9 protein-coding genes are annotated in these 12,634 nt (G+C 74.3%); 8 read left to right on the top strand and 1 reads right to left on the bottom strand.

Translation table 11 applies throughout. From position 1 onward, the window contains the following. Positions 1–90 precede the first annotated feature (90 nt). The 5 genes from tsaB (at position 91) to HOY81_RS13760 (ending at position 4,158) form a co-directional block, all read left to right on the top strand. Complete coding sequence (tsaB, locus tag HOY81_RS13780) at positions 91–789, top strand: tRNA (adenosine(37)-N6)-threonylcarbamoyltransferase complex dimerization subunit type 1 TsaB (RefSeq protein WP_237320633.1); 699 nt, start codon at positions 91–93, stop codon at positions 787–789. Between the two features lie 65 nt (positions 790–854). After that, positions 855–1,340, top strand: a complete 486-nt coding sequence (rimI, locus tag HOY81_RS13775; protein WP_237320651.1) for a ribosomal protein S18-alanine N-acetyltransferase — start codon at positions 855–857, stop codon at positions 1,338–1,340. Further along, a complete protein-coding gene (gene tsaD / locus HOY81_RS13770; protein WP_237320632.1) occupies positions 1,333–2,478 on the top strand; it encodes a tRNA (adenosine(37)-N6)-threonylcarbamoyltransferase complex transferase subunit TsaD in 1,146 nt (381 codons plus the stop codon). The genes rimI and tsaD overlap by 8 nt, the downstream gene beginning before the upstream one ends. Further along, the gene (locus HOY81_RS13765) at positions 2,475–2,738 is read left to right on the top strand and encodes a hypothetical protein (RefSeq protein WP_237320631.1); all 264 of its coding nucleotides are present in this window, start codon (positions 2,475–2,477) and stop codon (positions 2,736–2,738) included. The genes tsaD and HOY81_RS13765 overlap by 4 nt, the downstream gene beginning before the upstream one ends. A 181-nt stretch (positions 2,739–2,919) precedes the next feature. Further along, on the top strand, positions 2,920–4,158 hold the full coding sequence (locus HOY81_RS13760) for a transposase (protein ID WP_237320630.1): 1,239 nt from the start codon (positions 2,920–2,922) through the stop codon (positions 4,156–4,158). A 7-nt stretch (positions 4,159–4,165) separates the two neighbouring features. Here HOY81_RS13760 and HOY81_RS13755 read toward each other — a convergent pair whose 3' ends face one another. Beyond that, positions 4,166–6,091, bottom strand: a complete 1,926-nt coding sequence (locus HOY81_RS13755; protein WP_237320629.1) for a helix-turn-helix domain-containing protein — start codon at positions 6,089–6,091, stop codon at positions 4,166–4,168. Between the two features lie 321 nt (positions 6,092–6,412). Between HOY81_RS13755 and HOY81_RS13750 the strand changes: the two genes are divergently transcribed. From HOY81_RS13750 to HOY81_RS13740, 3 genes are all read left to right on the top strand, one after another. Continuing rightward, positions 6,413–7,120, top strand: coding sequence for a 50S ribosomal protein L11 methyltransferase (locus HOY81_RS13750; protein WP_237320628.1), 708 nt, complete (start codon positions 6,413–6,415; stop codon positions 7,118–7,120). Beyond that, the gene (gene pabB, locus HOY81_RS13745) at positions 7,120–9,219 is read left to right on the top strand and encodes an aminodeoxychorismate synthase component I (protein WP_237320627.1); all 2,100 of its coding nucleotides are present in this window, start codon (positions 7,120–7,122) and stop codon (positions 9,217–9,219) included. The genes HOY81_RS13750 and pabB overlap by 1 nt, the downstream gene beginning before the upstream one ends. Positions 9,220–9,610: 391 nt before the next feature. Further along, positions 9,611–12,448 (top strand): PQQ-dependent sugar dehydrogenase, encoded by a 2,838-nt coding sequence (locus HOY81_RS13740; protein ID WP_237320626.1) that lies wholly within the window; start codon positions 9,611–9,613, stop codon positions 12,446–12,448. Positions 12,449–12,634 lie beyond the last annotated feature (186 nt).

Here is a 12,634-nt window from a genome sequence, read left to right as displayed (position 1 = left end):
GCCGTCCCACCGCCTTCGGGGCCCGGGTGCGGTGCGCGGTGGGGCGACGGCGGGGACGCGGCGGGCGCCGGCCGCCGTAGGCTTGGGCCCGTGCTGTTGCTCGCTCTGGACACCGCGACCCCCGCCGTCACCGTCGCCCTGCACGACGGCGACCGCCTCCTCGCCCGCTCCGACCAGGTCGACGCCCGCCGGCACGGCGAGCTGCTGCTCCCCGCGGTGGACCGCGTGCTGCGGGAGGCCGGCCGGGAGCTGACCGAGGTCACCCGTCTCGTGGCCGGCGTCGGCCCGGGCCCGTACACCGGCCTGCGGGTCGGGCTCGCCACCGCCGAGTCCTTCGGGTCGGTGCTCGGCCTGCCGGTGCTCGGCCTCTGCACGCTGGACGGCATCGCCTACGCGACCGGGCTCACCACCCCGTTCGTGGTGGCGACCGACGCCCGCCGCAAGGAGGTCTACTGGGCGCGCTACGCCGACGCCCGGACCCGGCTCGGCGAGCCCGCCGTGGCCCGGCCCGCGGAGATCGCCGGCGAGGTGGCGGGGGTGCCGGCGGCCGGTGCGGGCGCGCTGCTGTACGCGGACACCTTCACCGGGGCCCGCCCCGACCTGCCGTCCCAGGCGTCGGCCGCGGCGCTGGCGGCGCTCGCCGCGGAGCGGCTCACCGCAGCGGGGACGGCGGCGGCCGCGGTGGACGCGGCGCCCGCGGACGCCGGCTTCCTGCCGCCCCGCCCGCTCTATCTGCGGCGCCCGGACGCCAAGGTGCCGGCCGGCTACAAGGTGGTCACCCCGCGGTGAGCACCCCGGCGGACGGAGTCGTGACGGTGGACGGCGGGTCCGGTGGGACCGTCGTCCTCCGCGAGATGCGCTGGTGGGACATTGACGCGGTGCTCGGCCTGGAGAAGGTGCTCTTCCCGCAGGACGCCTGGACGGCCGGGATGTTCTGGTCGGAGCTGGCGTACGCCCGCGGCCCGCGCCCGACCCGGCGCTATCTGGTGGCGGCGGAGCCGGACGGCCGGCTGGCCGGGTACGGCGGGCTGGCCGTCACGGACCGCACGGGCGACGTGCAGACCATCGGCGTGCTGCCCTCGTACGAGGGCGGCGGCCTCGGCTCCCGGCTGCTGACCGCGCTGCTGTCCGCGGCCGACGACTTCGCGTGCGAGGAGGTCATGCTGGAGGTGCGGGTGGACAACGCCCGTGCCCGGCGCCTCTACGAGCGCTTCGGCTTTCGTCCCGTCGGCGTCCGCCGCGGCTACTACCAGCCGGGCAACATCGACGCCCTCGTCATGCGGCGGCCGTCCGCCGCCGTGCACGAAGACCACACCCAAGGAACGACCACCCATGGCTGACGAGCCCCTTGTCCTCGGTATCGAGACCTCCTGCGACGAGACCGGTGTCGGCGTCGTCCGCGGCCGGACCCTGCTGGCCGACGCCGTCGCCTCCAGCGTGGACGAGCACGCGCGGTACGGCGGCGTGGTGCCGGAGGTGGCCAGTCGCGCCCATCTGGAGGCGATGGTTCCCACCGTCGACCGTGCGCTGCGGGAGGCCGGGGTCGGCCCCCGGGACCTGGACGGCGTGGCCGTGACCGCCGGGCCGGGGCTGGCCGGGGCGCTGCTGGTGGGCGTCTCGGCGGCGAAGGCGTACGCCTACGCGCTGGGCAAGCCGCTCTACGGCGTGAACCACCTGGCCTCGCACATCTGCGTCGACCAGCTCGAACACGGTGCGCTGCCGGAGCCGACGATGGCGCTGCTGGTCAGCGGTGGGCACTCGTCGCTGCTGCTGGCCCCGGACATCACGGCGGACGTGCGGCCGCTCGGCTCGACCATCGACGACGCGGCCGGCGAGGCGTTCGACAAGATCGCCCGCATCCTGCACCTCGGCTTCCCCGGCGGCCCGGTGATCGACCGGTACGCCCGGGAGGGCGACCCGGAGGCCATCGCCTTCCCGCGCGGGCTGACCGGGCCGCGGGACGCGCCGTACGACTTCTCCTTCTCCGGTCTGAAGACCGCCGTCGCCCGCTGGATCGAGGCGAAGCGGAACGCCGGGGAGGAGGTGCCGGTCGCCGACGTGGCCGCGTCGTTCCAGGAGGCCGTCACCGACGTGCTCACCCGCAAGGCCGTCCGGGCCTGCCGGGACGAGGGGGTCGACCACCTGATGATCGGCGGTGGCGTGGCGGCGAACTCGCGGCTGCGGGCGATGGCCGAGGAGCGGTGTGCGGACGCGGGCATCCGGCTGCGGGTGCCGCGGCCGAAGCTCTGCACCGACAACGGCGCCATGGTGGCGGCGCTGGGCGCGGAGATGGTGGCCCGCGGACGCTCCGCCTCGCACTGGGACCTGCCCGCGGACTCCTCGCTGCCGGTGACGGAACCGCATGTCCCGGGCGTGGCGGGGGACCCGTACGGTACGGGGCCGCGGCAGGTCCCCGGTCCCGCGCACGACCACGACCACGTCCACGAACTCAGCCGGAAGAACCTCTACGAGACATGACCGTCGCACTGATGTGGGAGGCCCGGGCCGCCGAGGGACGGGACCAGGAGCTGCTCACCTGGTGCCGTGCCCAGGTGCTCGTCCCGGCCCCGCCCCGCCGTGAGACCTTCGCCGCGCCCGGCGGCCGCGTACTGGTGATCACCTGGTGGTCGGCCGACCTCGACGCGGAGCTGCCGGAGCTGCCGGATCCGCCCGAAGAGCTGAGCGCCCGGCCCGTGCATCGCTGGCGCTTCGAGCAGGTGCAGGGCGGGACGGCCTAGCACGACGGGGGTGGTGGCCGGACCACCACCCCCCGGCTGCCCGCGTCGTCGCAGGTCGGCGGCGCTCCGGGTGGCCGCATGCGCATCGCCGCCGGGCAGAAGTGTGTCGGGCGCACCTGTGCCGGGCGGCGGCTCCCCCCGCACCGTGGACTCCACCGAAAGCGGACGAAGGGGGAGTCCCGTGGGGTCCAGCACCGCAGTCGTCACCCGTCAGCAGAGCCCGGTCCGGCGCCCGCGCCGGCGTGCCGGGGCGGGCGGACCGGCCCGCCACGAGCGGGTGCCGGACGCCGTGGTCGCCGAGGTGTGCAGCCGCATTTTCGCCTCGCTGCCCCGCAGCGACCAGCGCCGTAAGGGCGAGCAGTATCTGCGCGGGTTACTTGCCGCCGAGGGTCGCAAGTCGATCCGCAACATCGCCTCCTGTGTGGGCGACCGGGCGGCGGAGCAGAGTCTGCACCACTTCATCACCTCCTCCACCTGGGACTGGCGGCCGGTGCGCACCGCACTGGCCTGTCATGTGGACGAGACCCTGCGTCCGGACGCCTGGGTGGTGCGTCCGCTGGTGATCCCGAAGGCGGGGCAGCACTCGGTCGGTGTGGAGCGCCGGTTCGTGCCCTCGCTCGGACAGGTGGTCAACAGCCAGCAGGCCCTGGGCGCCTGGGGTGTCGGCGCGGACGCCGCGGTACCGGTCGACTGGCGGCTGGTGCTCTCCGGGGACGGCCGGAACGGCTGCCCGCAGCAGCTCCGGGAGGGCCTGCCGCCCGCGGCGCCCGTGGACTGTGCCGCGGCCGCGGCCGCCGGGCTGGGCCGTGCGTCGGGGCTGCGTCCGCGGCCGGTGGTGCTGGACCTCCCGGAGGCCGACCCGGGGGTGGCCGTGCGGCGGTTCGCCGAGCGCGGGATGCACGTGCTGGCGCACGCGGCGGGCACCACGGTGGTGACCGCGGCCGACCCGGTGGTGCACGGGCTGGAGAACCGGGAGTTCACCGCGCAGCAGTTGCTGCACATGGTGCGTACCCTGCGCCGCCCGGTGGACTGGCCGGATCCGCTCACCGGGGCGCCGCGGGTGAGCCTGGTGGCGGGCGTACGGGTGGAGCTGCCCGGCTCCGGGCCGGGTGCCCGGCACCGCCGGCCGCTGCTGCTGCTGGGGGAGTGGGACTCGCCCCGCGGGTGGCCGCAGCGGTGCTGGCTCACCGAGCTCGGCGGGGTCGCGCCGGCGGTGCTGCTGCGGCTGGCGAAGCTGTCGCTCCGGGTGGAGCCGGCCTGCGCGGCGGTCTCCACCCAGGTCGGGCTGATGGACTTCGAGGGGCGGTCCTTCGACGGCTGGCACCGGCACGTGACGCTGGCGTCGGCGGCGCATGCGGTCCGGGTGCTGAGCGCCCGCGGGGAGCGGGTGGGCGCCGGGCTGTGGGAGCGGCCGGCCTGAGCGGTCCTCAGCCCTCCTGGCCGGGTGCCCGGAGGGTGCCGCGCACCCTCTGGAGGCGCAGCGCGAGCTGGATCTCCAGGGCGCGGGCGGGCTTCTGCCACTCCGGACCGAGCAGTTCGGTGATCCGCTCCAGGCGGCGGGAGACGGTGTTCGGGTGGACGTGCAGGTTGTCCGCGGCGTGCGTCGGGCTGCTGCCCGCGTCGAAGTACGCCTCCAGGGTCTGCACGAGCTGGGTGAAGCGCTGGGCGTCGTAGTCCAGCACGGGGCCGATGGCGTCCGCGACGAACCCCGAGACGTCACGGGCGTCGCCGAGCAGCACGCCGAGGAAGCCGAGTTCCCGGGCCGAGGCGGTGGTGCCGTGGCAGTCGAGCGCGGCGAGCGCGTCCAGGCAGCGTAACGCCTCCTGGAGCGCGGGCCGGACCGGTTCGAGTCCGGTGAAGGGCCCGGCGGCGCCGACCGTCACGGGACGTTCCAGCAGCGGTGAGAGGGCGTCGGAGACGGCCTGCGCGGCCCGGGCGGCGTCGTCGCCCGGGAGGAGTAACGCGATCACGCCGTCCCGGATGCTCTTCAGACCGCCGGTGCGGTAGGTGTACGAGGACGCCCACACCAGGGCACGTCCCTGGGAGCCGCCCTCCGGGCGGGCGACCACCACGACGTGCGGGCGGTCCAGGTCGATGGAGAGCCGGCGGGCCCGCTCCTGGAGCTGCTCGTACTTCTCCGGCGGGGTGGTCAGCAGGTCGTCGAAGAAGGCGTCCCGGAACTGGCTCTCCGCGACGGAGGTGCTGCGGACCATGAGCTGGAGCACGCCTGCGGTGCGTGCCGCGTGCTCCAGCAGGTGCCGCTCGCTGTCCCCGGTCTGTCCGGTCGGGCCGGGGCAGAGCACCAGCGTGCCGAGGTCCTCGGCGCCCGCGGTGACGGCGGCCACCCGGCAGCCGTCCGCGGTGCTCACCGTGTGCCGGGAGTGGTGGGCGTCCAGCGCGGCGCGGGTCAGCCCCTCCTCGTCGAGCTCCGCCGGGGGCTCGCCGTGCGCGGCGAGCGTACGGCCGTCCGTGCCGCGGACGAGGACCGTGCCCCCCAGCGCCTGCCCGGCCAGCCGGGCGAGCCCGGCCAGGTCGCCGCCCGTCAGCACCAGGTCGGTCATGGCGACCACGGCGTCGTGCAGCCGGGCGCCGTCGGCGAGGCGGGACTTGGTGCCGGAGATGTCCACCTCCAGCTCGGCGACCTCGGCCTGGACGCGGTTGAGCGCGCGCGACTTCTCGATGGCCACGGCGGCGAGGTCGGCGAGGGAGGTCAGCAGCGCGATCTCGTCCGGGGTGAAGTGCCGGATCTTGCGGTCGGCGCAGTAGAGCACCCCGAAGTGGGAGTCGCCGTGCCGCAGCGGCACGGCGAGGATCGCGTGCAGGCCCTCGGCCCGCACCACGTCGTCGATCACCTCGGAGTGCTTGATGCTGTCGTCCGCCAGGTAGTCGGGGCTCCAGAACGGGGCGAAGTTGCGCTGGACGTCGACGGAGAGGCCGGCGCTGCCGGGGATCGTCATGCCCTCGGTCAGCGCGGTGGTCTGGCCGTCGGCGGTGTGCACGTAGTAGTCCCCGTCGGCGGCCTCGGAGGGGAAGCTGATGTAGGACATGTCCACGTGCAGCAGGGCGCGGGCGCGCCGGGTGATGACCTTGAGCAGGGCGTCCAGGGTGTAGGGGAGCGTCAGGTCGCGAGCGGTCTCCACCAGCGCGTTCAGCCCGGCCTCGCGGCGCTGCTGGCTGTGCATCAGGTCCCGGACGTTCAGCGCGAGTTCCCGGGCCCGGGCGAGTTCGGAGAGCTCGTCCGGGGTGGCGCCGATGCGGCGGGCCTCGTCGACCAGCGCGTCGTAGGCGGCCGACGGGGCGTGCCGGACGAGGAGCTCCAGCATGGAGAGGGCGCTGCCAGCCGTTCTCGGCACATGCGCATTCACCCGGTTACCCCCCGTTCGCGGCGACGGCCAGTGTCCCACGCGCCTGGGCTCGAACGTAGAGGGTCCGACACGCTCAGTCAACGTGCCCCCGTAGCTGCGTGACCTTGTGAACTTGTGCGAAGCGGGTGTGCTCCCGCCACCAGGGTGCCGCGGGCACCGCGCGCGGGCGCCGAGTGTGTTGTCCGGTGACCTTCTGGCCGTCACGCCCGGTGCGCGACCGTGAGGGCACAGCAACGGCGCACGGCCGCCGCGAGGATACCCGCGCCGCAGGCCGCCTGCCGGACTTTCCGAAGGACTGGGGGATCCACCATGCGAGAAGTACGCAGCTACGTGCGTTCGCTGGAGCGCAGCGAGCGCGCCCGTACCAGACCGGACCGGCCGCGCGTGTTCACCATGCGGGGGCGGATATGGGACCTCCTGGACGAGGTCTTCGCCCCGAACTACTCGCCCTCCACCAGCGTCTCGCTGGAGTTCCTCGGCAGCTTCGACGACGTCGAACTGCCCCGCAGCGGCTCGCTGCTGGAGATCGGCTCCGGCACCGGGATCGTCGCCGTCACCGCCGCGCTCATGGGCTGCGACCGGGTGCTCGCCTCCGACATCAACCCGCAGGCCGTGCGGAACACCGAGCTCAACGCGCGTCGCCACGGCGTCTCCGGCCGGGTCCGCTCCGTGCACAGCGACCTCTTCGCCGCCCTCCCCCCGCACGAGCGCTTCGACACCGTCTTCTGGCACTCCAACTACGTGCTCGCGCCCCCCGGTTTCCGCTACCGGGCACCCCAGGAGTGCGCGTACGTCGACCCCGGGTACGAGGCCCACCGCCGCTTCCTCGCCGAGGCGCCCCGCTGGACCACTCCGTACGGCGCCGCGCTGCTGCACTTCAGCAGCCGCGGCGACCTGGACACCCTGCGCCGGCTCGCCGACGAGACCGGCCGCCGGCTGGTGCAGCGCAGCCGCCGGGTGATCCGGGACGGCGACGACCGCGTGGAGCACCTCCTCTTCCAGGTGGTCGCCGACTGATGCGGATACTCCTGGTCGACAACTACGACTCCTTCACCTACAACCTCGCCCACCAGATCGCCGAGGCCACCGGCCACGAACCGGTGGTGATCCGCAACAACGAACCCCACTGGTCCCCCGGGGTCCTCGGCGACTTCGACGCCGTCGTCATCTCCCCCGGCCCCGGCACCCCCGAACGCGACGCCGACTTCGGCATCTGCCGGGAGATCATCCAGACCGGCGAACTGCCCACCCTCGGCGTCTGCCTGGGCCATCAGGGCATGGCCCACTGGCACGGCGGCCGGGTCGGGCGGGCCCCCGAACCGCGGCACGGCCGGCTCTCCCCGGTGGTGCACGACGGCACCGGCCTCTTCGACGGCGTGCCCTCCCCCTTCGAGGTGGTGCGCTACCACTCGCTGGCCGTGCACGAGCTGCCCGCCGAGCTGGAGGCCACGGCCTGGACGCCGGACGGCGTGCTGATGGGCCTCCGGCACCGCAGCCGCCCGCTGTGGGGCGTGCAGTTCCACCCGGAGTCCGTGTGCAGCAGCCACGGCCACCGGATCATCCGGAACTTCGCGCGGCTCGCCCGCGGCCACCGCGCGGCCCGCCCGCAGCCGGTGACCGCGCTGCCCATCGGCCCGGCCGTCGCCGACCGGTCGCCCGGCGAGCGCCGCTACGAGGTCCTCGGGCAGCGGCTGTCCACCCGCTGGGACGACGAGGTCGCCTTCGACCGGCTGTTCCGCGACGGCCCGCACGCCTACTGGCTGGACGCCTCCCGGCGCGACGGCGCCCGCGGCCGCTTCTCGGTGATGGGCGACGCCTCCGGGCCGCTCGCCCGGGTGGCCACCGCCGACGTCCCGCGCCGCACCGTCACCGTGACCGGCGCGGACGGCACCCGCACCGTGGCCCGCGACGCCTTCCTCGACTGGCTCGACCGCGACCTGCACGGCCTGCGGGTCCGTACGCCCGCACTGCCCTGCGACTTCGCGCTCGGCTGGGTCGGCTACCTCGGCTACGAGCTGAAGGCCCAGTGCGGAGGCGACGCGGCACACCGCTCCACCGAGCCGGACGCCGCCATGGTCTTCGCCGACCGGGCCGTCGTCTTCGACCACGAGCGCCGGGAGACGTATCTGCTGGCGCTCGCCCCCGAGGGGCGGACCGCCGCCGCCCGCGCCTGGCTGGACCGCACCACCCACCGGCTGGGCGCGCTGGCCGGCGTGGCACCCGCGGCGCCGCCCCGGCCGCCGCAGCTCGGCGAGGTCCGGCTGCGCCACGACCGGGAGCGCTACCTGGAGCTGGTGGAGGAGTGCCGGCGGGAGATCGCGGCCGGCGAGACCTACGAGGTCTGCCTGACCAACATGGCCGAGGCGGACGGCAGTCCCGACCCGTGGGACGCCTACCGGCTGCTGCGCCGCAGCAGCCCCGCCCCCTTCGGCGCGTTCCTCACCCACGACGGCTTCTCGGTGCTCAGCACCTCGCCGGAGCGCTTCCTGCGGATCTCCGCGGACGGCGTCGCCGAGTCCCGGCCCATCAAGGGCACCCGCCCGCGGGGAACGACCCCCGCGGAGGACGCGGAGCTGCGGGCCGGGCTGGCCGCGGACGAGAAGGACCGCTCGGAGAACCTGATGATCGTCGACCTGGTCCGCAACGATCTCGGGCGGTGCGCCGCCTGGGGCTCGGTGGAGGCACCGGAGGTCTTCCGGGTGGAGAGCTACGAGACCGTGCACCAGCTCGTCAGCACCGTGCGGGCCCGGTTGCGGGAGGACTCCTCGCCGGTGGACTGCGTCCGCGCGGCCTTCCCCGGCGGGTCCATGACCGGTGCGCCGAAACTCCGCACCATGCAGCTCATCGACCGGCTGGAGGGCGGCCCCCGCGGGGTCTACGCCGGCGCCATCGGCTACTTCTCGCTCTCCGGCGCGGCGGATCTCAGCATCGTGATCCGCACCGCCGTGCTGACGGAGGGAAAGGTCCGGTACGGCACCGGGGGCGCCGTCGTGGCGCTCTCCGACCCGGAGGCGGAGTTCGAGGAGACCGCGGTGAAGGCGGCGCCGTTCCTCGCCCTGACCGGACGGGAGTTCCCTGGACGGGCGGGCGCCCCGGCGGTGAGCGCCGCACGCTGACGGCCCGCCGCACGCTGCACGCCCGTCACACGCCCGCCGCACGCGGGCACGGGGGACGCGACGGAGGCCGCGGAGGCGGCGGAAGAGACATGAGCGACCAGGGAGGCGGCAGGGGCGACGCGCCCCTGCCGCCTCCCTTCCGTGCGCGGCAGCTCCGCGTGCCGCGCCCGCGGCGTCCGGGCAGGGGCGTCCGGCAACCGCTTCGTCCAGCTCCTGGAAAAAGCCGACGACTTTCTGTGCAAAGCCTTCTCGTCCGTGGCCGAAGTCACTACGGTGCACGACGTACCGCATTGCTCCACCCGTGGCACCCCGCCCCCTCGACGGGCCCACGGCGGCGCGACGGCGCGCGCCTGTGCCGGCGACACACACCCGTCCCCCAACGGAGGATCGCGTGCACGGGAGAATCAGGAGACTGGTATCCGCGGTGACGGGCGTTCTGCTCGTCGCCGCCGGCGCCACCGCACTGCACACACCGGCCGGAGCGGCGCCCGCCCCGGCCCCGGCCGCCGCAGGGTTCCAGCAGGTGACCCTGGCCAAGGGCGAGCCGGAGACGGGCGAGCCGATGTCGCTCGCCGTACTGCCGGACCGATCGGTGCTGCACACCTCGCGAGACGGCACCGTCCGGCTGACCGACGCCGCCGGGAACACCTCGGTGGCCGGGCAGATCGACGTCTACAGCCACGACGAGGAGGGGCTGCAGGGGGTCGGGGTCGACCCGGGCTTCGCGCAGAACCGCTTCGTGTACCTCTACTACGCGCCGCCGCTGGACACCCCGGCCGGGGACGCGCCCGGCACCGGATCGCCGGCGGACTTCGAGCCGTTCGACGGCGTGAACCGGCTCTCCCGGTTCGTGCTGCGCGCGGACGGCACCCTGGACACCGGCAGCGAGACGAAGATCCTCGACGTGCCGGCGTCCCGCGGTATCTGCTGCCACGTGGGCGGGGACATCGCCTTCGACGGGGACGGCAACCTGCTGCTCTCCACCGGGGACGACACCAACCCGTTCGCGTCCGACGGCTACACACCGATCGACGAGCGGGCCGACCGCAACCCGGCCTTCGACGCGCAGCGGTCGTCCGGCAACACCGACGACCTCCGGGGCAAGATCCTGCGCATCCGGGTGCAGGCGGACGGGTCGTACACCGTCCCGGACGGCAACCTGTTCGCCCCGGGAACGTCCGGCACCCGCCCGGAGATCTACGCGATGGGCTTCCGGAACCCGTTCCGGATGAGCGTCGACCAGGAGACCGGCACCATCTACGTGGGCGACTACGGCCCCGACGCGGGCGCGGACGACCCGGCGCGCGGCCCCGGCGGCCAGGTCGAGTTCAACCGGATCACCCAGCCGGGCAACTACGGCTGGCCGTACTGCACCGGGGAGAACGACGCCTACACCGACTACGACTTCGGCAGCGGCACCTCCGGAGCGTCCTTCGACTGCGGCGCCCCGGTGAACGACTCGCCGCACAACACGGGCCTGCGGGAGCTGCCCCCGGCCCAGCCGGCGTGGATCCCGTACGACGGCGGCTCGGTGCCGGAGTTCGGCACCGGTTCGGAGTCCCCGATGGCCGGCCCGGTCTACCGGTACGACGCCGGGCTGGACTCCGCGGTGAAGTTCCCCCAGGAGTTCGACGGCGACTTCTTCGCCGGCGAGTTCGGGCGGCAGTGGATCAAGCGGATCGAGCAGGACGCGGGCGGGACCGTGCAGTCCATCAACGACTTCCCCTGGGAGGGCACCCAGGTGATGGACATGGCCTTCGGCCCGGACGGCGCCCTCTACGTCCTGGACTACGGCACCGGCTACTTCAGCGGCGACGAGAACTCCGCGCTCTACCGGATCGAGGCGATCACCGACGGCCGGTCCCCGGTCGCGGAGGCGTCCGGCACCCCCACCTCCGGGCAGGCCCCGCTGACCGTTCAGTTCTCCTCCGCGGGCAGTCAGGACCCGGACGGCGGTGCCCTGGAGTACTCCTGGGACTTCGGTGACGGCGGCACCTCGACGGCCGCCGGCCCCTCCCACACCTACGACCGGAACGGCCGGTACACCGCCACGCTGACCGTCACCGACCCGGACGGCGCCACCGGCACCGCCTCCGTCCAGGTGACGGTCGGCAACACCGCGCCCACCGTGCGGCTGACCGTGCCCGACGACGGAGAGCTCTTCGCCTTCGGCGACACCGTCCCCTTCGAGGTGACGGTCACCGACCCGGAGGAGCAGATCGACTGTTCCCGGGTGACCGTGAACTTCGTCCTCGGACACGACACCCACGGCCACCCGATCACCTCGGCCGAGGGGTGCAGCGGGACCATCCAGACCTCCAAGGACGACGGCCACGGCGGCTACGAGAACGTCTTCGGCGTGCTCGACGCCGAGTACACCGACGCCGGGGCGAACGGTCAGCCCCCGCTGACCAGCCACGACCAGGCCGTCCTGCAGCCCGAGCACCGGCAGGCCGAGCACTACACGGACGCGTCCGGCGTGCAGGTGGTCAGCCACACCAACGCACACGCCGGCAGCACCGTCGGCCACATCGAGAACGGCGACTGGATCGCCTTCGAGCCCTACTCCGTGGACACCGCGAGCGCCCTCACCGCGCGGGTCTCCTCCGCCGGCGCCGGCGGCACCCTGGAGATACGGGCCGGGGCCCCGGACGGCACCCTGCTCGGCAGCACCGAGGTGCCGGTGACCGGCGACTGGGAGACCTTCCAGGACGTCACCGCCGAGCTTTCCGGGCAGCCCTCCGGCACCACCACGCTCTACCTCGTCTTCACCGGAGGCGCCGGCGCGCTCTTCGACGTCGACGACTTCACCTTCACCACCGACGGCGGTCCGGACCCGGGTCCGGTGTCGGGGCCGATCACGGGGATCGGGGGGAAGTGTGTGGATGTGGCCGGTGGTGACGCGTCGGACGGTACGCAGGTGCAGTTGTGGTCGTGCAACGGTTCGGCGGCGCAGGAGTGGTCGTTGCCGGGTGACGGGACGGTGCGGGCGCTGGGGAAGTGCCTGGATGTGTCCGGTGGCGGTACGGCGGACGGTACGAAGGTGCAGGTGTGGTCGTGCAACGGGACGGGTGCGCAGGTGTGGGAGGCGCATGCGGACGGTTCGCTGGTGAATCCGCAGTCGGGGAAGTGTCTGGATGCGGAGGGGGTGTCCTCGGCGGACGGGACGCGGCTGCATCTGTGGTCCTGTCACGGCGGGGAGAACCAGCGCTGGGTCCTGCCCGGGTGACGCCCGGCCGGAGGAGCAGGCCGGCGGTCCGCGGAAACCCGTGACCCGCTCGGCCGGGCGGCCCCCTCGGCACCGCTGAACCCGCCGGGGGGGACCGCCGGCCCGTGCCGCCTCGTACGGCACGCACGCGCACCGCACGCACGCACACCACGGCGCCGGGTGCGCCCCGGCACGCCCCGGCACGTC

The organism is Streptomyces sp. JJ36 (genome assembly GCF_021696945.1).
Classification (GTDB): Bacteria; Actinomycetota; Actinomycetes; order Streptomycetales; family Streptomycetaceae; genus Streptomyces.
Note: the sequence above shows the minus strand (reverse complement) of the source record. Positions and strands in the feature narration are given on the sequence as shown.

Bases quoted from the DNA above. Each gene is read 5' to 3' on its own strand.
- HOY81_RS13750 (WP_237320628.1), top strand. From the start codon at position 6,413: ATGCGAGAAGTACGCAGCTACGTGCGTTCGCTGGAGCGCAGCGAGCGC.
- pabB (WP_237320627.1), top strand. From the start codon at position 7,120: ATGCGGATACTCCTGGTCGACAACTACGACTCCTTCACCTACAACCTC.
- HOY81_RS13765 (WP_237320631.1), top strand. From the start codon at position 2,475: ATGACCGTCGCACTGATGTGGGAGGCCCGGGCCGCCGAGGGACGGGAC.
- rimI (WP_237320651.1), top strand. From the start codon at position 855: ATGCGCTGGTGGGACATTGACGCGGTGCTCGGCCTGGAGAAGGTGCTC.
- tsaD (WP_237320632.1), top strand. From the start codon at position 1,333: ATGGCTGACGAGCCCCTTGTCCTCGGTATCGAGACCTCCTGCGACGAG.